The sequence below is a fragment of the Serratia rhizosphaerae genome, from assembly GCF_009817885.1.
GTDB classification, from domain to species: Bacteria; Pseudomonadota; Gammaproteobacteria; order Enterobacterales; family Enterobacteriaceae; genus Serratia_B; species Serratia_B rhizosphaerae.
On the sequence record NZ_CP041764.1, the window covers coordinates 269865 to 286258 of the forward strand.

General features: G+C 50.7%; 26 protein-coding genes and 3 tRNA genes. 11 read left to right on the forward strand and 18 right to left on the reverse strand.

What is annotated here, in order from left to right; all coding sequences use genetic code 11:
- Positions 1–24: 24 nt before the first annotated feature.
- The 8 genes from FO014_RS01270 to FO014_RS01305 all read right to left on the reverse strand — a co-directional run bounded on the left by FO014_RS01270 (position 25) and on the right by FO014_RS01305 (position 5257).
- Entirely contained in the window at positions 25–414 is a 390-nt protein-coding gene (locus tag FO014_RS01270; RefSeq protein WP_160027215.1) for a Ref family recombination enhancement nuclease, read from the reverse strand.
- Between the two features lie 41 nt (positions 415–455).
- Positions 456–680: a hypothetical protein gene (locus FO014_RS01275; RefSeq protein ID WP_160027217.1), complete on the reverse strand. Its 225-nt coding sequence runs from the start codon at positions 678–680 to the stop codon at positions 456–458.
- A 385-nt stretch (positions 681–1065) separates the two neighbouring features.
- A complete protein-coding gene (locus FO014_RS24225; RefSeq protein ID WP_160027219.1) occupies positions 1066–1218 on the reverse strand; it encodes a Hok/Gef family protein in 153 nt (50 codons plus the stop codon).
- 466 nt (positions 1219–1684) lie between these two features.
- Positions 1685–1873, reverse strand: a complete 189-nt coding sequence (locus tag FO014_RS24230) for an ANR family transcriptional regulator (RefSeq protein WP_425500823.1) — start codon at positions 1871–1873, stop codon at positions 1685–1687.
- Between the two features lie 81 nt (positions 1874–1954).
- The gene (locus FO014_RS01290) at positions 1955–2536 is read right to left on the reverse strand and encodes a 3'-5' exonuclease (RefSeq protein WP_160031319.1); all 582 of its coding nucleotides are present in this window, start codon (positions 2534–2536) and stop codon (positions 1955–1957) included.
- A 13-nt stretch (positions 2537–2549) separates the two neighbouring features.
- On the reverse strand, positions 2550–2924 hold the full coding sequence (locus FO014_RS01295) for a hypothetical protein (protein WP_160027223.1): 375 nt from the start codon (positions 2922–2924) through the stop codon (positions 2550–2552).
- 105 nt (positions 2925–3029) lie between these two features.
- Entirely contained in the window at positions 3030–4433 is a 1404-nt protein-coding gene (locus FO014_RS01300; protein ID WP_160027225.1) for a conserved phage C-terminal domain-containing protein, read from the reverse strand.
- A 2-nt stretch (positions 4434–4435) separates the two neighbouring features.
- A complete protein-coding gene (locus FO014_RS01305; RefSeq protein WP_160027227.1) occupies positions 4436–5257 on the reverse strand; it encodes a Rha family phage regulatory protein in 822 nt (273 codons plus the stop codon).
- 123 nt (positions 5258–5380) lie between these two features.
- On the opposite strand from FO014_RS01305, the gene FO014_RS01310 reads away from it, so the two are divergent.
- Complete coding sequence (locus tag FO014_RS01310; protein WP_246168160.1) at positions 5381–5611, forward strand: type II toxin-antitoxin system RelE/ParE family toxin; 231 nt, start codon at positions 5381–5383, stop codon at positions 5609–5611.
- A complete protein-coding gene (locus FO014_RS01315; protein WP_160027228.1) occupies positions 5601–5909 on the forward strand; it encodes a helix-turn-helix domain-containing protein in 309 nt (102 codons plus the stop codon). Before FO014_RS01310 ends, FO014_RS01315 begins: the two co-directional genes overlap by 11 nt.
- Before the next feature lie 58 nt (positions 5910–5967).
- Here the strand turns inward: FO014_RS01315 and FO014_RS24190 are convergent, their stop codons facing one another.
- From FO014_RS24190 to FO014_RS01335, 4 genes are read right to left on the reverse strand one after another with little or no spacing between them, the layout of a single operon-like run.
- The gene (locus tag FO014_RS24190) at positions 5968–6219 is read right to left on the reverse strand and encodes a DUF4222 domain-containing protein (RefSeq protein ID WP_160027229.1); all 252 of its coding nucleotides are present in this window, start codon (positions 6217–6219) and stop codon (positions 5968–5970) included.
- Between the two features lie 42 nt (positions 6220–6261).
- On the reverse strand, positions 6262–6507 hold the full coding sequence (locus FO014_RS01325) for a hypothetical protein (RefSeq protein ID WP_160027230.1): 246 nt from the start codon (positions 6505–6507) through the stop codon (positions 6262–6264).
- Positions 6508–6529: 22 nt separating this feature from the next.
- Complete coding sequence (locus FO014_RS01330) at positions 6530–6973, reverse strand: toxin YdaT family protein (protein ID WP_160027231.1); 444 nt, start codon at positions 6971–6973, stop codon at positions 6530–6532.
- Entirely contained in the window at positions 6973–7182 is a 210-nt protein-coding gene (locus FO014_RS01335; RefSeq protein WP_160027232.1) for a Cro/CI family transcriptional regulator, read from the reverse strand. Before FO014_RS01335 ends, FO014_RS01330 begins: the two co-directional genes overlap by 1 nt.
- Positions 7183–7256: 74 nt before the next feature.
- Here FO014_RS01335 and FO014_RS01340 point away from each other — a divergent pair, with 74 nt between their 5' ends.
- From FO014_RS01340 to FO014_RS01375, 8 genes are all read left to right on the forward strand, one after another.
- Positions 7257–7658: a helix-turn-helix domain-containing protein gene (locus tag FO014_RS01340; protein WP_160031321.1), complete on the forward strand. Its 402-nt coding sequence runs from the start codon at positions 7257–7259 to the stop codon at positions 7656–7658.
- Between the two features lie 611 nt (positions 7659–8269).
- Complete coding sequence (locus FO014_RS01345; protein WP_160027233.1) at positions 8270–8458, forward strand: DUF1482 family protein; 189 nt, start codon at positions 8270–8272, stop codon at positions 8456–8458.
- Between the two features lie 117 nt (positions 8459–8575).
- Positions 8576–9601: a hypothetical protein gene (locus tag FO014_RS01350; RefSeq protein ID WP_160027234.1), complete on the forward strand. Its 1026-nt coding sequence runs from the start codon at positions 8576–8578 to the stop codon at positions 9599–9601.
- On the forward strand, positions 9601–9819 hold the full coding sequence (locus tag FO014_RS01355) for a hypothetical protein (RefSeq protein ID WP_246168051.1): 219 nt from the start codon (positions 9601–9603) through the stop codon (positions 9817–9819). The genes FO014_RS01350 and FO014_RS01355 overlap by 1 nt, the downstream gene beginning before the upstream one ends.
- Complete coding sequence (locus FO014_RS01360; RefSeq protein WP_160027235.1) at positions 9816–10064, forward strand: hypothetical protein; 249 nt, start codon at positions 9816–9818, stop codon at positions 10062–10064. The genes FO014_RS01355 and FO014_RS01360 overlap by 4 nt, the downstream gene beginning before the upstream one ends.
- 4 nt (positions 10065–10068) lie before the next feature.
- Positions 10069–10434 carry a YkgJ family cysteine cluster protein gene (locus FO014_RS01365; RefSeq protein WP_160027236.1) on the forward strand — a complete coding sequence of 122 codons (366 nt, stop codon included), beginning with the start codon at positions 10069–10071 and terminating at the stop codon, positions 10432–10434.
- A 55-nt stretch (positions 10435–10489) separates the two neighbouring features.
- A complete protein-coding gene (locus FO014_RS01370) occupies positions 10490–10717 on the forward strand; it encodes a DUF4224 domain-containing protein (protein WP_160027238.1) in 228 nt (75 codons plus the stop codon).
- Between the two features lie 2 nt (positions 10718–10719).
- A complete protein-coding gene (locus FO014_RS01375; RefSeq protein ID WP_160027240.1) occupies positions 10720–11730 on the forward strand; it encodes a tyrosine-type recombinase/integrase in 1011 nt (336 codons plus the stop codon).
- Positions 11731–11867: 137 nt separating this feature from the next.
- Here FO014_RS01375 and FO014_RS01380 read toward each other — a convergent pair.
- The 6 genes from FO014_RS01380 to uvrY form a co-directional block, all read right to left on the reverse strand.
- Positions 11868–11953: transfer RNA gene (locus tag FO014_RS01380), tRNA-Leu, on the reverse strand.
- A gap of 10 nt (positions 11954–11963) precedes the next feature.
- A tRNA-Cys gene (locus FO014_RS01385) sits at positions 11964–12037 on the reverse strand.
- Positions 12038–12092: 55 nt separating this feature from the next.
- A tRNA-Gly gene (locus FO014_RS01390) sits at positions 12093–12168 on the reverse strand.
- Positions 12169–12312: 144 nt separating this feature from the next.
- Entirely contained in the window at positions 12313–12861 is a 549-nt protein-coding gene (gene pgsA / locus FO014_RS01395) for a CDP-diacylglycerol--glycerol-3-phosphate 3-phosphatidyltransferase (RefSeq protein ID WP_160027242.1), read from the reverse strand.
- Between the two features lie 57 nt (positions 12862–12918).
- On the reverse strand, positions 12919–14751 hold the full coding sequence (uvrC, locus tag FO014_RS01400; protein ID WP_160027244.1) for an excinuclease ABC subunit UvrC: 1833 nt from the start codon (positions 14749–14751) through the stop codon (positions 12919–12921).
- A complete protein-coding gene (gene uvrY, locus FO014_RS01405; protein WP_054306303.1) occupies positions 14744–15400 on the reverse strand; it encodes a UvrY/SirA/GacA family response regulator transcription factor in 657 nt (218 codons plus the stop codon). The genes uvrC and uvrY overlap by 8 nt, the downstream gene beginning before the upstream one ends.
- A 727-nt stretch (positions 15401–16127) precedes the next feature.
- Here uvrY and FO014_RS01410 point away from each other — a divergent pair.
- Positions 16128–16352 carry a DUF2594 family protein gene (locus FO014_RS01410; RefSeq protein WP_160027246.1) on the forward strand — a complete coding sequence of 75 codons (225 nt, stop codon included), beginning with the start codon at positions 16128–16130 and terminating at the stop codon, positions 16350–16352.
- Positions 16353–16394 lie beyond the last annotated feature (42 nt).

Genomic DNA, 16394 nt, shown 5'->3' on the forward strand with positions numbered 1-16394 from the left:
ACTCTCCATTTCTGAGCACAGTATTTAAGCATCCATCACCCCCACTATTTCACCCAGCACGTAGAGAGCCTGAACCAACAGCTCCGACTCAGTGCCGAACTTCGCTTCCCATTGGCACCGGCCAGCATGAATGGCCACACCGAAGCCACCAATGTGGTGATGAATATGGTAAAGAGGTAGAGTGCGGAAATGACAGGCTCGGACAGATGTCCCGGCACCGGAACGGCAGTGATGGATTTCAGCAGGCGTTTCACCCAGCTTGAGATTGCGGCACACGCAACAACCCAGCACAGCCACGCGTTCCAGGTGTTGTTGCTCCGCCTTGGCTTTGTATTTTGCCCATGCCGAACCACCGGCATAAGCAGGAACACCGCTACTGCTGTATGCGGTGTGATTGTGTTGTGTATGCGCCATGTCAGGTTCCTGTTGACGCAGCAACTACCCAGCACGGGGGCTCAATCCCGTGACTTAATTATAGCAGCAGGACCGATGACCAAGCCAGCCAAGCTCATCACCTCTGTAAAAGAGGCAACTGAAGTCACAAACTCCCCTTCTTCAAGGGCAAAACCATCTTCAACAACCAGGCAGTCCACATACAGTAAAATCCCACCTTTGAAATCACGGATATGTGGAATAAGAGACTCAGGGACAAGCATGGCTATTGCGTCGTCTTTGTTCATAAATGACTCCAAGAGGATTTATCACTGTCATCCCTGGTAAATCCTTTCGCGCGAACCTTTATTTTGCCTAATCCCCACCGCCACTGATAGGATGCGCAGATCAAAAACCACATAATTGATCTGCTTTACCGATCAATTAGGTAAAAAAATTACTCTTATTTTCCTTTTTGAAGTCTGACAATGCGATCCAAGTCAATTAATCAGCTAAAATAAGCATGCATCTTTAATGCTTCATTGTTTATTAAAAAACAAATTAATATGTGAATAAAATATCCATACTGGACCCAAAACGCAAAAACCCGCCGAGGCGGGTTCGATATGATGGGTGCTTGAGAGTCCATGCTCAGCAATAAAGAGTGGCGGGGATCGCTCCCCGCCGTAGCTCTTACCTGGTTTCGTAAGCCATGTGAGCCACTATCTCCGTTCTGCCGCTTCGGAAGCTAACATCACAGAGGTTTCCCTTGTTGAGCAGCAAAGTCCCTAGCAGAGCTATGCTGACAACGATTAGCGCCATCAGCGCCAGTTTTTGTGGCTCCATAGCCTTCTTCTCCTTGACCTGTCGGCCGGTAAGAGGCTAGTCTTACGTTGCTAAGCATAGGAACAGCCTCGGGTTGATTGAAAAATCACTCGGGGCTTTTCTCTATCTGCCTGTTGCAAATGCTCAAGACAGATAGTCTCAAGCACCCGCAGCAATATTAATCAATCCGATATTTTATCGCAAACTATTCGCCATCTTCCCAATAGATTTCAATCAGCATTGATATTGAGACCGTTGCTAATGTGACGAAAAACAAAATGAGTTCAAGCCAGAGCATAGCCTTATCACCTATCAAAGAAATAAAAGCCTGCATTATCCACTTTCATGAGTTCAGGTAATAGCTGATGATTATTTATTAATAAACATTAATCGGATATTATTTGAAGCATTAACCATGCTAGCCCTAATACAGCACCGCAAAACACCACCAGCACGAGGATAATGGCCAGCGTAAAGCCATCCATATTTACCTCCCTGCTGGCACCATCAGTAGAACATGTCGTTTCTCGCACACCTCGGCACGAAGGGAAGCCCATGCCTGGTTAACGGGAATTAAAGCCGCCCCCTCGGCCCGGCGCCAGAACAGGGCGGCCTGGTCGTACTGCCCCACCTTCTCGTATCGCACAGCTGCAGTTGCAGCTTTCATGTATGTCATTTTCACGAAATTACCTTCCTCAGTTTTTTCGCAAGAGGTCGTTGTAACAGAGCCACCGCGGCTACTGCGCCAAATAATGCGTCAGGCAAGCTCATGCAGGCTATCTCCGTCAGGGAGTAGGCGCTGCCAGATAGCAGAAACATATCGGGCCTGGTGTATGGCATCAGCCAGTGCATTGTGCCGTTCACCCTCGAAAGGGAAATCACGTTTCGGGTCAAAGTCCACACGGCGCCCCAGGCGAACGAGGGTACGCACGTCCAAATCATTGAACCACTGCCAGCATGGCGCCCTGCCACAGCGCGCATAGGCTTCACGCAGGATAACGTTGTCAAAGGCCGCACCATTGCCCCAGACCTTCAAATAGTTCGGCTGTTCGCAGTTGCGGCTGACAAAATGGGTCAGTGAGTCAATGGCCTCCGTGATAGGCTTTGCCTCGTCACTGGTTATTGCCGCCCGGGCCTCACTGCTTTGCCTCAGCCACCAGTTGATAGTATCACCGTCGGGAACGGCGCCGGCGGCCAAATCACTCGCCAAATTTATCGTTGTATAAAATTGCGGACCTAACACACCAGTCTCAGGAACAAAGAACACGGCGCCGATGGCCACGATTGGGGCGTTTGGTTTGTTGCCCATGGTTTCCAGGTCAATCATCAAATCATTCATTGTTTGCATCTTGTTACCTTCTCTCCCGTACGCCGGCCAACGCCCGATCGAATATCTTGTGCAGCTGGCAGTAACGCAGCTCTGTGGGATGGAAATGCCATAGCGTCGTGTCAGCTTTCGTCTCTTTTTCATCCGAACGCGTATTGATATCGCTCAGCGCCAGGAACCGCTCGCTGGCCCTTATCAGCAAAAAGCGCGCTTTGCTGCCCTGACCGGTCTTCACCATCTCGACGCTTGGGGACCTGAGCATCGCGTACAAACGTCCCAGAATGGTTGCCCTGCTGAGGGTATTTTCCGGATACGCCTCATCCACCAGCTGATAAATCTCCGTCGGACTCAAATCCTTACCCTGAATTAGCGCAGCCAATTGCTTGCTCGTTATTCTCATGTTTCCCTCACTTAACCACCCGCAGGTGCCTTACGTTTCTCCGATAACTCTCCCACGTGAAACTCACCCAAATACCGTCATCCATGCTCAATGTTCGTTGCTGAATCATGCTTCCGCCCTCGCTGACCTGGCATACGAACGTGTGAGAATTGTCCGCCACTCTCGACGCGCTGATGGTTCATCTCCAGGTTTGTTGAACCCGTTTTTTTGAACGTGCTGCCAGGCCAGATCCTCTGCCGGATTTGCCGGTGGCAGCCCCTCCACGAACAACCGATCGAACGCATCATCAAAATCAATCGCCGGCACCTCACCAGTTGGCGGACTTTGGCGCTGTTGCTCCACCGCAGCGACCCGCTCAGCCCGCTGAGTGCGTTTTTTCTGCCAGGCGTTGGCGGCAACCAGATATGCTCCGAAGCCGTCAGCAGCGAACAGTCGGTTTGGTGCCAGCATGTGAGCGAGCCTCGGGTTGTTCAGCAGTTGGTCCGTGCGATGCTCAGCGACAAGTTCCAGCTCAGCTTGGGAGTAACCATCAGCCAGCCGTTCAGTGATTGCTCGCAGGGTATCGGCACGCTTAGGCGTTCTGCCGTTGATTTTTGAATTCAGAAAATCCAATACTTCCCCAGCCTGACCAGACAACGGTTCAGCCTTGCAACCCCCTATGACCAAAACACCGGAGTCCAGGTAATCACCGCAAGAATTAACATCCCGCAGCACAACCAGCCCGCCACCGATGGAATTCAGCTTGGTGATTGATTTTCGACGAGGGTTCTTCCAGTCCAACTCGACTCCGCAGCGGTGGCCAGCGTCATCGGTGACGAGAATATCAACCTTCCCACCTCGGCCATCGCCTCGGTCGTCCACTGGGTACTCCCGTCGGCAGGTCAGTCCATGATGGCTCAGAAACTCAACGACTTGGTCATGCAGCGTGGCAGCATCGGTGACCGGGAATTGGTTTCGCAGTAAGCCAGCCAAAAAATACCTAAACCACTCACTCCTGCTGTCGAGTGCGCCAGGAAGGGTTTGGGTAGGTTTTTCTTTTGAAGTACTCTCTGTAGTGATCTCTGTATGAAGAACGGCTCGTTTTGACCTCTTGCAGCGTGTCATTTTGACCTTCTGCATCGGTTCAGATTGACCCGTTGCATCAGTGCAATTTGACCCGTTGCATGGGGTCATTTTGACCTCATCAGTCAGGGCGCGGTGTTCGTAGTTAATCGCGTAAAAATTAGTCTTATCGCGGGGGTCGCTCGATAGCTTCTCGACATAGATGATTCCTTGAGCTTTCAGCGATGCAAATGCACGCTTAATCGACGATTCAGAGAGGAATGGGAATTGCTCCATCCACTCAGCGATCGTGTTGTATACCCAGCAACGACCATCATGTTCAATGCCTGATGTCGTCTCTGTGGCCCAGTAGTGGATCTGCTGAAGCAGCATGGCCTCATTGAGGCCTACGCGCATCGCCAACTCAGAAATCACCACTATGGGACGTGAGGTAAGGAGCAAACTCACGATTAGCCCTCCCGTTTCTTGTGGCCAAGAGAAAGTGATTTCAGATCGTCAGGATGGATCACCAGATAACCCCGCCGCTCTGTCAGCTCGATAAAAGTGTCCAGACTGGCAACAACCTCGCCCTTCTGTACCGGCCGTGAGTCGACGATCACCCCGTTCTCCAGGGTGATGAGTAATTCGATACGTTCAGGAAATGCAGGCGCACCCGCAGAGAGTTTTGCCTCCATCGCGTTGAAGGCGTTGATGTAGTGCTCTTTGAAAATGGCGGCGCGCTTGCCAGTAAAGCCCATTGCCAGAAAAGCAAAACCGTCTCGGGTGATTTGGTACAGTTTGTAGGTATTGCCGTTGTGCTCATAGGGAACCAGCGAAAAGTTGCTGGTTAAAAAACGTTCTGAGCATTCCAGGTTTTCAATTTTCTGGGTAACGTGCTGGTGCTGCTTGCCAAAATATTTAGCAACAGCGATAGACGTGGTAACGGCGTGACCATCGACGATGGTGATTTCAGGTTGAGTTTGGGCAGGGATAGTAGTCATGATGACAGCCTCGTGTGATAAGTTGTTTAACTCACCACCGGAGACGCCAATCACACTGGTGGTGAGACGTACAGGGTTGGCGTAACCGGTCACACGAGAACCCGGCCAGCCTTGCGGCTGCCCTGCACGCCCCACCATTGAGAGATGTAGCTGTGCCGCGCACAAAAAAACCGCTTTAGCGCGGTTGTGCGCTCGTGTGAATACCGGGACGCCAATCCCGGCAGCGGATTTTGCCGCTGCACAGGGACTATAACGCCCGGCACTCTGATGATCAAGCACTTGCGAAAACATAACAATTTTGTTATATTCCGAGCCATGACCTACACTATTGAGTACTACAGCGAAGACGTCAGGCTTGAGGTAGACCAGCTGCCGATGAGTATGCGAGTTAGGTACAAGCACCTCATTGAACGCATGGAGATCTACGGTAGTAATCTTGGTGAACCGCACACCAGCCCTTTCGGTGATAGGCTTTTTGAACTTCGAATCAAAGGCAGTGATGGTATAGCCCGTGTGTTTTACTGCACTCTCGCAGGGAAACGCATCGTTATGCTGCACAGCTTCATCAAGAAAACGCAGAAGACACCGAGCGCTGAACGTAAGAAGGCTGAAACCAGAATGAAGGAGGTAAAGCATGACTGGTAAACGCACCCCACCAACAATGACGCATAACGAAATGGTCGCAAAATGGATGGAGGATCCAGCATTTAAAGCAGAGTACGATGCCATCGAAGAGGAGTTCGCCCTGCTTGATGAAATGCTCGCTGCGCGTAAAAATGCCGGGCTAACCCAAGCACAGGTCGCAGAACGTATGGGAACCAAGGCCACGGCAATCACTCGCATGGAAGGCAATTTAGCCTCTGGCCAGAGCGGGCCATCGTTCGCCACATTGAAAAAGTTTGCACATGCAACCGGCAAAAAATTGCAGATCCGTTTCGTGTAACCTTCTGCGGCATCCATCATGGTGCCGCACCAAAAATTCATGGGATCAGTATGTAAATTCACGGCTTTACCCCTACTACTGTAAACTTGCGTTCAAACTCTCTTCGACCTATCTCACAGGTTCCACCATATCCTTCACGGCGGAATACCACCCGTAAGCGGGAATCTCTCACTACCGTCACCAGGCGCCCGCGGTCATCGCGGTATCTCATCCCAGAAATTGATACAAAACCCCGCCCCGGCACAGCTGCAGGAACCCTACCCGCTACCGCATTTTTCCAGCGTTCCATCAATTCCTGAGAAGAGCACATGGCGACCTCCAGATTCGCTACAATTACCCCATGAAACAGCGCTTAACGATTGATGCCCCGTGCCGGCAACCGGGCTTTCACTATTGGCGCTGTTCTTTTCGGCGCCTCCGGCAGATGATTGTGTTTCGCATACCACTTAGCCCTGGCGATCACCATTTCCACCGTGGCGGTCGGCGCCGTATCCAGAAAATCTATGGCGTACCGTGCCGCAATAGCGGACTCCGCAGCGCTGTATTCGGACGATAAAATTTTTATGATCTGCTTCTGCAGGTAGTCTTTACTCAGCATGTTTCCCCTCCACGCCCAACATTCAGGCGGCACGATGCTCCGAGTGTGAAAATGCATCGAGTACCGCAGTCAGTGACTCAATCGCCTCGATGGTTTCGCGGCGAATAACTTCCGGCGGTTTGCACAGAAGTGCCGCGCTGGTGGCCTCTATGCACTCACGATTGGCCACCGCCACCAGCTGGTGGGCTTCCTGTCGTTTCTTTTGCTCCGCATCGATGGCTGCGCGAACGGCATGACTCAGTCGCTCTGCCTGCCGGCGGTAATGCGGTGTGTCGGAGCGGAACGCGCGCTGCAAAATCTGTGTGTTGTTATGCAGACGACGGGCGAACTCATCTGCACCAGCAATAGCCTCAAGGCTTTCCAGCAGCTCGTCTCCGTGATGAGAAGTAATCAAACGGGTCACCGTCTTCCAGCCCCTCTCCCGAGCCCACTGCTCCAGTTCGAGCGCCAGCATTTTGATTTCCATCAGTCAGATCCCTTTCTGTGCTTGTCTTTATGCTGGTCGTAAATAGCGGGATCGTATTTAAGCGCCCCGCCCGTAATACGCTCGATACGAACAGCTCGTTTTTCGGGGACAAGTTCTCCCCATCGAGTTACGGCTGCTTGAGAAATTTTCAAGGCTCGAGCAGCCGCTGATTTTGAACCAAAAAATTTAATGACCGCTGTTGTGTGCATGCTCATCTCCTATAACAACAGTTAGTAAGTTAAATACTAACCAAAGTTATGTCAAGTTAACTTATATTATGGATATGAAAATAGAGACTTTGGGTGACCGCCTTTCTGCGCGGAGAAAAGAGCTGGGCCTGACTCAGCAACGGCTTGCTAACTTGGTTAGCAAGTCCAGTGTGAGTGTATTCAAATGGGAAAGCGGGCAGACAGAACCGAAGGGGGCAACACTTTTCGCCCTCAGCCAGGCTCTGAAGTGCTCACCAACATGGTTATTATTCGGGGATGAAGAGCAGCAGCCGACACCAGCAAGCGATCTGCCAGTCGAACTAAGCGAGCAGGAAAAGAAGGTACTCAGGCTTTTTAATTCCTTGCCAGAATCCGAAAAAGAAGCTCAAATCATGCAGTTAGAAGCAAGGGTGAAGAATTTTAATAGTCTGTTTGAAGAGATGCTTAAAGTCAGAAAGCAGCAGCAACAAAAATAATTTTAAAAAATAACTAGAGCAATCAATAGGTTGCTCTTTTCTTGAACCTGGAAACTAACTTTTGTTATAAAATGAATTGACCAGCGCACTACCTTTAGTTATGTTCAATCACACCAAGCAATCACCCCGCAGTGATTACTCAGCAAAAAAGTTCCGCCGGCCCGGCGTTAAAGGGTAATCAAGCGAACAGACAGGGCGCCCGAGACACGCGAAGAACGGGATGATTCGCAGAATAATATGATTAAGGCTTCGGAAGGTCGCCAGCAAACCAAGCAGCAACCTTTCCAGCGAAGCTTAGTTTGATGGAGGCTGATTCAGGTGAACGACAGGCAAATTTAATAGTAAACATGCAATACCTCGTTCTGGCGGCCCGCTATTTCTCCGTTTTGTCCGCGGTAACCGCCAGCTTTTTCAGGACGCAAAGGAGAGAATGATGATTAATCAGTATCTTTATGACGTGGCCTGCGGAGAACTGGCTATCGCCAGGTTCCTCGGAAATGCTGAACTGTGGCTCCAGGCTATGCATAAAGTAAAAGTCGCCACTCAATACCCCGGCGACCTTGATAAGGTTATCGGATGCCTTTATGGCCTCAATACCAGGAAAGGTAGATATGAAATATCTGGCCGGTTTTATTCTTACCTGGGCGCTCGTCGTTCGAATGCCCATCAATGGTGAGCCTGCAGATGCTGTCATCGATATTTATGACACACAATACGAATGTATTCAGGCGCGAGACAGCCAAAAAATAAATGGTGAATGTTATGAGGTTGACTCAATAATTCACAGCAAGAACGTATAAAACCTCGCAACTCGATCAATTAATGCCTTAACCAGCAGGGCTTTCTACACACTTAATTTAATAATTTGTAATACCAGTCAATTAAACCCAGAAGGATAGGTGATATTTGGAGGATATATGAAAAAATATGGCGTTGCAAAATTCCCGCAAAAAGGCGCAGCAAAAAAATTCCAACTGAAAGATCTTGCCATTGCCGTTGAAGCACCCAATAAAAAAACCGCGGTGATCCTCACGGAAGCCGAATTTATAAAATGTTATTCGGAGCATGCAGAGTATTATTTTGATGCAAAGGTCTGGGAAGATCGCCCGGGGCTTCCCCGCCCTCCTTTTAACAAATTCTGTGACGATTTTTTTATCACCGCAGCCACCTGGGATAAAACATCCGGCGAACCGCTCCCTCTGCCGGCAGACGCCACGGCGGCAACAGACGCTCCCCCTGTCATCATGAAATGGGTAAGAAACCTTGGCCAGGATGAACGCGCTGCCTGCCTCGCCATATGCGGCCCGGCACAAAGGATTACAGACTCGCAATATAGCCAGGTCATCGATTTTATCAATGATGACGAAAGAAGCCGCACCCGAGAATTGTATGACGCGATCCGCCGCGTGCCACGCGCCCTCACGTTGCTTCCGTTTCGCCAGACCGAACTTATCATCCACCTAAACAGTTCGGTAAAAGAAGCGGCGCAGTGGCCCGAGTTCCACAAGGCAATCACCGATTGGCTGGACGCCCTCACCGATGATCCAAAAACGATCTATGAAAATGTTGATGCGAAAAGCAGACCAGCCACAGAGACCGATGTAACCCTCACCGAAGGCGATACTGCAACCTATCAGATCCATGCCGATAAAACCGAACCCTCGGTGCTGACCAGCGAACAGCAACTGACTGAGTCAATGGCGCAGCCTGAAGAACATTGCGATACCAAGCAAGCTCCGGACGCCGTGAGCCAGGATATCGATGCAGCTTCATCGGCCGAACACCCCGTGGCACCATCACCCCTTCTCACCTACAAACAGCAGCTGACTCTCGCCGCCCTCCAGGGGTTGTGTGCAAATCCCGCCTGCTACGGAGCGTATGACGATCTTCCCGTCATGGCGACCACTCTGGCCAGCAGCGTGCTCCGCATGCAGGAAGAGTGATGATGGCCAGCAAGCGCCGGCTGCGGCGCAAACAGTGTGAAGGAAAGCGGCGCCATAAAGATTTTGGCTGCGCCATGAAAGAAATCCGGTTGCTGCATCAGCGCCATGGTCATCAGGGGCAGTTGCAACCATATCGCTGCCCCTTCTGCGGCATGTTTCATGTGGGGCATACTCCCGGCCGCAACGGTATCGGATCAGGTTACAGGGGGAACTGGTGAGCGAGAACGACGAGTTTATCAATGACGAAAATGAACCGCTCGTTGAAGAGCTGGTGAAAACACTGCGCGTCTACGATGACGGGTGCGACTGGACCGCATGGCTGAACTGGAAAATGAACAGCCAGCGACGCATCAGTGAAAAGCGGTTCGAACTTCCGCCGGCTCGGCCACAGGTAATGCCACCCACTCTTAAACCAAAGAAAAAGGCACGACGCCGCAAAGCGCGGCATAACACGGAGGAATAGTACGATGAAAAATGTTTTCGTCCCATGCGATGGCTGCACCCTGTGTTGTCGGGGGAATGCAATCAGCATCCACCTGGAACTCGGGGATGATACAAGCCGTTATCAGACCTTCCCCCATTATATCCCGGAACTGGCAGAGAAAGGTATTGTGATGCTGGCGCACAACCCCGATCGGTCCTGCATTTATCTGGGCGCCGACAGCTGTACCATTCACGGCGACGCGCCGGCTCTTTGCCGCGAATTCGATTGTCGGCGATTGGTCAAAGACATGGGATATACAAAAGCCAGAAAGGCTGCGAAAAAAGGATTGCTGAAGCCCGGGATCGTGACACGGGGACTGAACTTAATTCCTACGCTAAATGATTTTTGAACATCAGTTTTAACGAATGTTGATCGTTATCATAAACCTGTGACCGAGGTGAGTTATGGCTAACAATGAAAATTCATTTTTGACTCGCGAAGAAGTTGAACGAATGACGGGTTACAAACTGCCATCAAAACAACGCGCAGTATTGGATAAGTGCGGGATCCTCTATGTCACGGATAAAGACGGCTACCCGTCTACCACGTGGTACAGCTTAAACAACCCGCTATCGGTACGTAATGCAGCAATTAGCGGAGATAACAATGAACCAAATTTTGATGCTATCTAATTATGGCCAGAAAAAGAACCAAGTCAGCAGGACTCAATCTCCCTACCCGCGTTTATCCGGGAAAATCACAATATGAATACCACCCCGCCTGTGGGGGCTCGATTTCTCTTTGTCCGCTCGATGCTCCGCTTTCGCTCGTTTGGGCTCGATACGAAGCAGCATGTAGAGGCATTCAAGAGAAGGGTAATCTTGCAGGACTTATTGCTGACTTTTTTGACTCGGCGGATTTTTGTCGCCTCGGCAAAGAAACCAAAAACGATTACCGAAAATATTCAAAAAAGATAATCTCTGTTTTTGGAAAAATGGATCCTGATGCAGTGAAACCTCAACACATTCGAAAATACATGGATAAACGAGGAGTGACAGCCCCCACCCAGGCAAACAGGGAAAAAACTTTCATGTCGCGCGTGTTTGGCTGGGCGTACGAGCGCGGGATAGTAAAAATGAACCCATGCAAAGGAGTGAGGCAGTTTAAGGAGGAAGCTCGGGAACGCTATATAACTGATCGGGAATATGATGCACTGTATGTCGTGGCACCACCGCTCATACAAGCCGCCATGGAAGTAGCCTATCTATGCTGCGCCCGGCAAGGCGATATTCTGGCGCTAACGAAAGCACAAATATTGCCGGAAGGAATTTTTATCCGGCAGGGTAAAACTGGGAAAAAACAAATCAAAGCGTGGACAGAGCGGTTAAGGGCCGCCATAGAGTTAGCTGAGTCGCTGCCGCTGAAAGATGGCATGATCAGTATGTTCGTACTGCACCAGCAACGCGGTCACCGCTATACCCGCGACGGATTTAATAGCCGCTGGCAAAAAGCCAAGGATAAAGCCGCCGAGCAATTTCCTGATATCAGTTTCGACTTCACTTTTCACGATCTCAAGGCCAAAGGCATATCAGACCTCGAGGGTTCGCTCATGGAAAAACAGGCCATCTCCGGCCACAAAACCATTACGCAAACGGCGCGCTATGATCGCAAAACGCAGATTGTCCCTGTTGTCGGCGGTCAGTGATTTATGCATTTTTAGTACATAAACTAAAAATCATATTAGGAATGATATTAGGAAAGTCGATTTTTGGCACAAAAAAACCGCCTTACGGCGGCTTACGACACTGCTTTATTGCTTTGATTATTCAGTATATTTTCCCATGGTACCCGGGGCGGGACTTGAACCCGCACAGCCATAAGCCGAGGGATTTTAAATCCCTTGTGTCTACCGATTTCACCACCCGGGCTCGGGAAAGTTGGAGGCGCGTTCCGGAGTCGAACCGGACTAGACGGATTTGCAATCCGCTACATAACCGCTTTGTTAACGCGCCGTATTCTGTTTGCCTTTTCAGGCTGAAAGCTGGCAATAACCAACCGTCTAAAATTTGGAGCGGGAAACGAGGCTCGAACTCGCGACCTCAACCTTGGCAAGGTTGCGCTCTACCAACTGAGCTATTCCCGCATCATCAGAACTTACTGATTTTTTTGCTAACTTTCTGCAAATCATCGCTGCCGTCTGATGCGATGCATTCTACTTACCTGACGTGATGAGTCAACAAAATTGTTCACCCACCACGGCCGTTTGCCGATTTTTGCATCGAATCGATCACGGTTCCAGCAAATCGTTACGCGCAGCGTTCAAATATTGGAACATTGACCAGAAAGTCAGCACCGCCGCGATGTACAGCAGACCGATAGCCGCATACTCAACGCTACGGTCAGGGCGCCATAACAGCCCCACCAGCGACAACATCTGTGCGCTGGTTTTCACTTTGCCGATCCAGGAGACCGCTACGCTGCTGCGCTTGCCAATTTCCGCCATCCACTCGCGCAGCGAAGAAATAATGATTTCACGCGCAATCATCGTCGCCGCCGGCAGCGTAATCCACCAGGCGTGATAGTGTTCCGCCACCAGCACCAGCGCCATGGCGACCATCACCTTGTCGGCCACCGGATCAAGGAAGGCACCAAAGCGGGTAGTTTGCTTCCAGCGTCGGGCTAAAAAGCCGTCAAACCAGTCGGTTACCGCAGCAAACACAAAAATAATGGCGCAAACCATCGGGGCCCAGTTGAACGGCAGATAAAATGCCAGTACAAAGAATGGGATCAGAACTACGCGAAACAGGGTGAGCCAAGTCGGTATATTCAATTGCATAATGCTACGGTAACTATCTGGCTGGAGTGGAATTAAGAGTATGTTGCTACATTGCCTTCAGTGTTTCAATGCATTATAGATCTTTTCTGCCAATGCTTGTGAAATACCCGGCACTTTTGCAATTTCCTCAACGCTGGCGTTCATCAACGGTTGCAGGCCGCCCATAAATTTCAGCAGCGTTTGTCGTCGTTTCGGCCCCACCCCCTCAATCAGCTCCAGTGCGCTGGTATTTTTAACCTTGGCGCGCTTCTGGCGGTGGCCGGTGATGGCATGATTGTGAGAATCATCGCGGATATGCTGAATCACATGCAGCGCCGGAGAATCCGCCGGCAGCGAGATCCCTTCGCCTTCAGGCACAAAGAACAGTGTTTCCAGGCCGGCTTTACGATCGGCGCCTTTGGCAATGCCAATCAGCCGCGGTTTGCTTTTATCCCATGCCACATCCAGCGAATCAAACACCTCTCGCGCCATGCCGAGTTGCCCTTTGCCGCCGTCGATAAAGATCACGTCAGGAATTTTTTTCTCTTCCAGCGCCTTGCCATAACGGCGTCGCAACACCTGCGCCATCGCCGCGTAATCATCCCCCGGCGTAATGCCCGTGATGTTATAGCGACGATATTCGGAACGCAGCGGACCGTTCTCATCAAAAACCACACAGGAAGCGACGGTCTGTTCACCCATCGTATGGCTGATATCAAAACATTCCATCCGGGTAATGTTATCCATCTGCAGAACCCTCGCCAGTTCCGTCAGACGCTGATGAATCGTCGACTGCTGAGACAGTTTACTGGTTAACGCCGTCGCCGCATTGGTACGTGCCAGCTTAAGGTAACGTGCGCGGTCGCCGCGCGGCTTGCTCTGAATATGGATCTTGCGCCCCGCTACCTCGGACAGCGACGCTGCCAACAGATCTTTTTCCGGCAGCGTAAAGTCCAGCAGGATCTCCGTTGGCAAGGTACGCGACTGGCTGCCCTGCAGATAAAACTGGCCGACAAAGGTCTGCACCACTTCGCTAATGTCGGTATCGCCCGGCACTTTGGGGAAATAACTGCGGCTGCCAAGCACCTGACCCTGCCGGATAAACAGCACGTGCAGGCAGGCCATGCCGGCCTCAAAGGCGACGCCGATCACATCCATATCGTCACCGTGGCCGGAAACAAACTGCCGTTCCGTCACGCGGCGCACCGCCTGGATCTGATCGCGCACCCGCGCGGCCTCTTCGAAATTCAGCGCTTTGCTGGCGTTTTCCATGCGCTCAATCAGCTGATGCAACACTTGCTGATCCTTGCCGGATAAAAACAGCCGCACATAGTCAACCTGCTGTCGGTACTCGTTTTCGCTCACCAGACCGGCGACGCAGGGACCAAGGCAGCGGCCAATCTGATACTGCAGACAGGGACGCGAGCGGTTACGGTAAACGCTATTTTCACACTGGCGGACAGGAAACAGCTTCTGCAGCAGCGCCAATGTTTCGCGCACGGCATAAGAGTTGGGGAACGGGCCGAAATATTCGCCCTTGGCATGTTTGGCGCCGCGGTGAATAGCAAGCCGTGGATGCGTATCGGCGCTCAGAAAAATCAGCGGATAAGATTTATCATCACGCAAAAGAACATTATATCGCGGCTGATATAATTTGATGTAGTTATGTTCCAGTAACAACGCTTCTGTTTCGGTATGCGTAACAGTAACGTCTATTTGCGCGATATTTTTAACCAGAGTTTCGGTTTTACGGCTGCCGACCTGCGCCCGGAAATAGCTTGCGAGGCGTTTTTTCAGGTCTTTTGCCTTACCAACATAGATAACCGTGCCGCCGGCGTCATACATACGATAGACGCCGGGCTGGCTGGTTACGGTCTTAAGAAATGCTTTAGCATCAAAACGATCATTCACCGCTTAACAACGTCTCCGCATTGAACAATCCATGTCTGATAGCCAGGTGAGTTAACTCCACATCGCCGCTGATGTTCAGCTTGCTGAACATCCGGTAGCGGTAGCTGTTTACCGTTTTGGGACTGAGGTTCAACTGCTCGGAAATTTCGTTAACCTTCTTTCCTTTGGTAATCATTAACATAATCTGCAGTTCACGGTCAGAAAGGCAGCTGAACGGCGTTTCGGCTTCCGGCTCAAGCTGGCTTAACGCCATCTGCTGGGCAATGTCGGAGGCGATATAGCGCTGCCCGGCATGCACAGAACGTATGGCGTTCACCACTTCCTGCGGTGCGGCTCCTTTGCTCAGATAGCCGGCGGCCCCCGCCTGCATCACTTTCGCAGGTAAAGGATTTTCTGTGTGGATAGTCAACATGATGACTTTAATGTCGGGTGCATAACGCACAATCTTACGGGTGGCTTCCAGCCCCCCGATACCCGGCATATTCATGTCCATCAGCACGATATCGACTACATTGTTGCGACACCACTTTACGGCATCCTCACCGCACTGGACCTCACCGACAACCTTTATGCCTTTGATATCTTCAAGAATGCGTCGTATCCCTGCGCGCACCAGTTCGTGGTCATCAACAAGAAGAACGCTAATCAAGGAACAATCTCCAAAAAATAGGGGAGTAACGCAATCAGTCTCTGTTATTGCGACAGATATTACTTGTTTTTCAACAAAGAATGAATACAGATTAATATGTATACCCGATAAACTCTGCGGAACAGGCCTAATTTTTCGTATTTTCACACCTGACGACGCGAGCTTGCGACGTTGCGGGCGGATAAAAATCCGACTGCGCATATACCTGATCGAGGGGTCGCAGACAAAACAAGGGTGCAGTAAACACCCCGCCTGAGTAAAAATCAACGCGAGCAATCATAACCAGGCGTAATAATAACATCCTTTTCGCCGAGAATTAACTCTTTAAAATCACGGCGCGATAATAGCACATGCCTGACTGCAACGTTATCACTTTAGGCCTAAAATCATTGCCTGTCGCTATATGTATCAGCAAAGCCGTATTATTTACGATAGCACCCGCCAATCAGCTCGCAGAAACATGCACATAAAGTGCTTATTAATCCTTTAAAAATATGCGTAATGCAATGTTGCAGACTTAATTCAACATACCTATTCACCAACGCGCAATAACTGCCAAGTATAATAAATACCATTAATATTCATCAGTCGACGAGGCTGCTGGCCCCACTGCAGTTTATGTTATACTCGCCAGCAGAAAGCGGCGCGACGCCTGGATGATGCGGGCGCCGGCGCAGCGCACATACGCACCTTTTTACGGCTATAGCCGCAGAGAACAGGAGATAAAATGAGCAACATCGATTTCACTACGTCCGCAAATCCAGAGACTCTGGCAACCGAAGTTGCCTGCCTGAAAGCCACATTAACGCTGATACTGAAATCGATTGGTCAGGCTGATGCGGGCAAAGTCATTATCAATCTGGAGCGCTTTATTGATCAGCTCGAAGACCCGACGCAGGCAGAAGTGTTTAAAAACAGCCTGCAGCAAATCAAACACGCCTACCGCCAGTAAGCTACGCAGGAAGCAGGCCGGCGCTGCACCGGCCTGAACGAT

Coding starts and splice junctions, on each gene's coding strand:
- FO014_RS01355 (WP_246168051.1), top strand. CDS start 9,601: ATGATGGCCAGCAAGCGCCGGCTGCGGCGCAAACAGTGTGAAGGAAAG.
- FO014_RS01330 (WP_160027231.1), bottom strand. CDS start 6,973: ATGGAAATCAAAATGCTGGCGCTCGAACTGGAGCAGTGGGCTCGGGAG.
- FO014_RS01315 (WP_160027228.1), top strand. CDS start 5,601: ATGACTGGTAAACGCACCCCACCAACAATGACGCATAACGAAATGGTC.
- FO014_RS01270 (WP_160027215.1), bottom strand. CDS start 414: ATGGCGCATACACAACACAATCACACCGCATACAGCAGTAGCGGTGTT.
- FO014_RS01340 (WP_160031321.1), top strand. CDS start 7,257: ATGAAAATAGAGACTTTGGGTGACCGCCTTTCTGCGCGGAGAAAAGAG.
- FO014_RS01410 (WP_160027246.1), top strand. CDS start 16,128: ATGAGCAACATCGATTTCACTACGTCCGCAAATCCAGAGACTCTGGCA.
- FO014_RS01305 (WP_160027227.1), bottom strand. CDS start 5,257: ATGTTTTCGCAAGTGCTTGATCATCAGAGTGCCGGGCGTTATAGTCCC.
- FO014_RS01370 (WP_160027238.1), top strand. CDS start 10,490: ATGGCTAACAATGAAAATTCATTTTTGACTCGCGAAGAAGTTGAACGA.
- FO014_RS01295 (WP_160027223.1), bottom strand. CDS start 2,924: ATGAGAATAACGAGCAAGCAATTGGCTGCGCTAATTCAGGGTAAGGAT.
- FO014_RS01325 (WP_160027230.1), bottom strand. CDS start 6,507: ATGCTGAGTAAAGACTACCTGCAGAAGCAGATCATAAAAATTTTATCG.
- FO014_RS01345 (WP_160027233.1), top strand. CDS start 8,270: ATGAAATATCTGGCCGGTTTTATTCTTACCTGGGCGCTCGTCGTTCGA.
- FO014_RS24225 (WP_160027219.1), bottom strand. CDS start 1,218: ATGGAGCCACAAAAACTGGCGCTGATGGCGCTAATCGTTGTCAGCATA.
- FO014_RS01335 (WP_160027232.1), bottom strand. CDS start 7,182: ATGCACACAACAGCGGTCATTAAATTTTTTGGTTCAAAATCAGCGGCT.
- FO014_RS01310 (WP_246168160.1), top strand. CDS start 5,381: ATGGAGATCTACGGTAGTAATCTTGGTGAACCGCACACCAGCCCTTTC.
- FO014_RS01275 (WP_160027217.1), bottom strand. CDS start 680: ATGAACAAAGACGACGCAATAGCCATGCTTGTCCCTGAGTCTCTTATT.
- FO014_RS24190 (WP_160027229.1), bottom strand. CDS start 6,219: ATGTGCTCTTCTCAGGAATTGATGGAACGCTGGAAAAATGCGGTAGCG.
- FO014_RS24230 (WP_425500823.1), bottom strand. CDS start 1,873: ATGACATACATGAAAGCTGCAACTGCAGCTGTGCGATACGAGAAGGTG.
- pgsA (WP_160027242.1), bottom strand. CDS start 12,861: ATGCAATTGAATATACCGACTTGGCTCACCCTGTTTCGCGTAGTTCTG.
- FO014_RS01350 (WP_160027234.1), top strand. CDS start 8,576: ATGAAAAAATATGGCGTTGCAAAATTCCCGCAAAAAGGCGCAGCAAAA.
- FO014_RS01290 (WP_160031319.1), bottom strand. CDS start 2,536: ATGAATGATTTGATGATTGACCTGGAAACCATGGGCAACAAACCAAAC.
- FO014_RS01365 (WP_160027236.1), top strand. CDS start 10,069: ATGAAAAATGTTTTCGTCCCATGCGATGGCTGCACCCTGTGTTGTCGG.
- FO014_RS01375 (WP_160027240.1), top strand. CDS start 10,720: ATGGCCAGAAAAAGAACCAAGTCAGCAGGACTCAATCTCCCTACCCGC.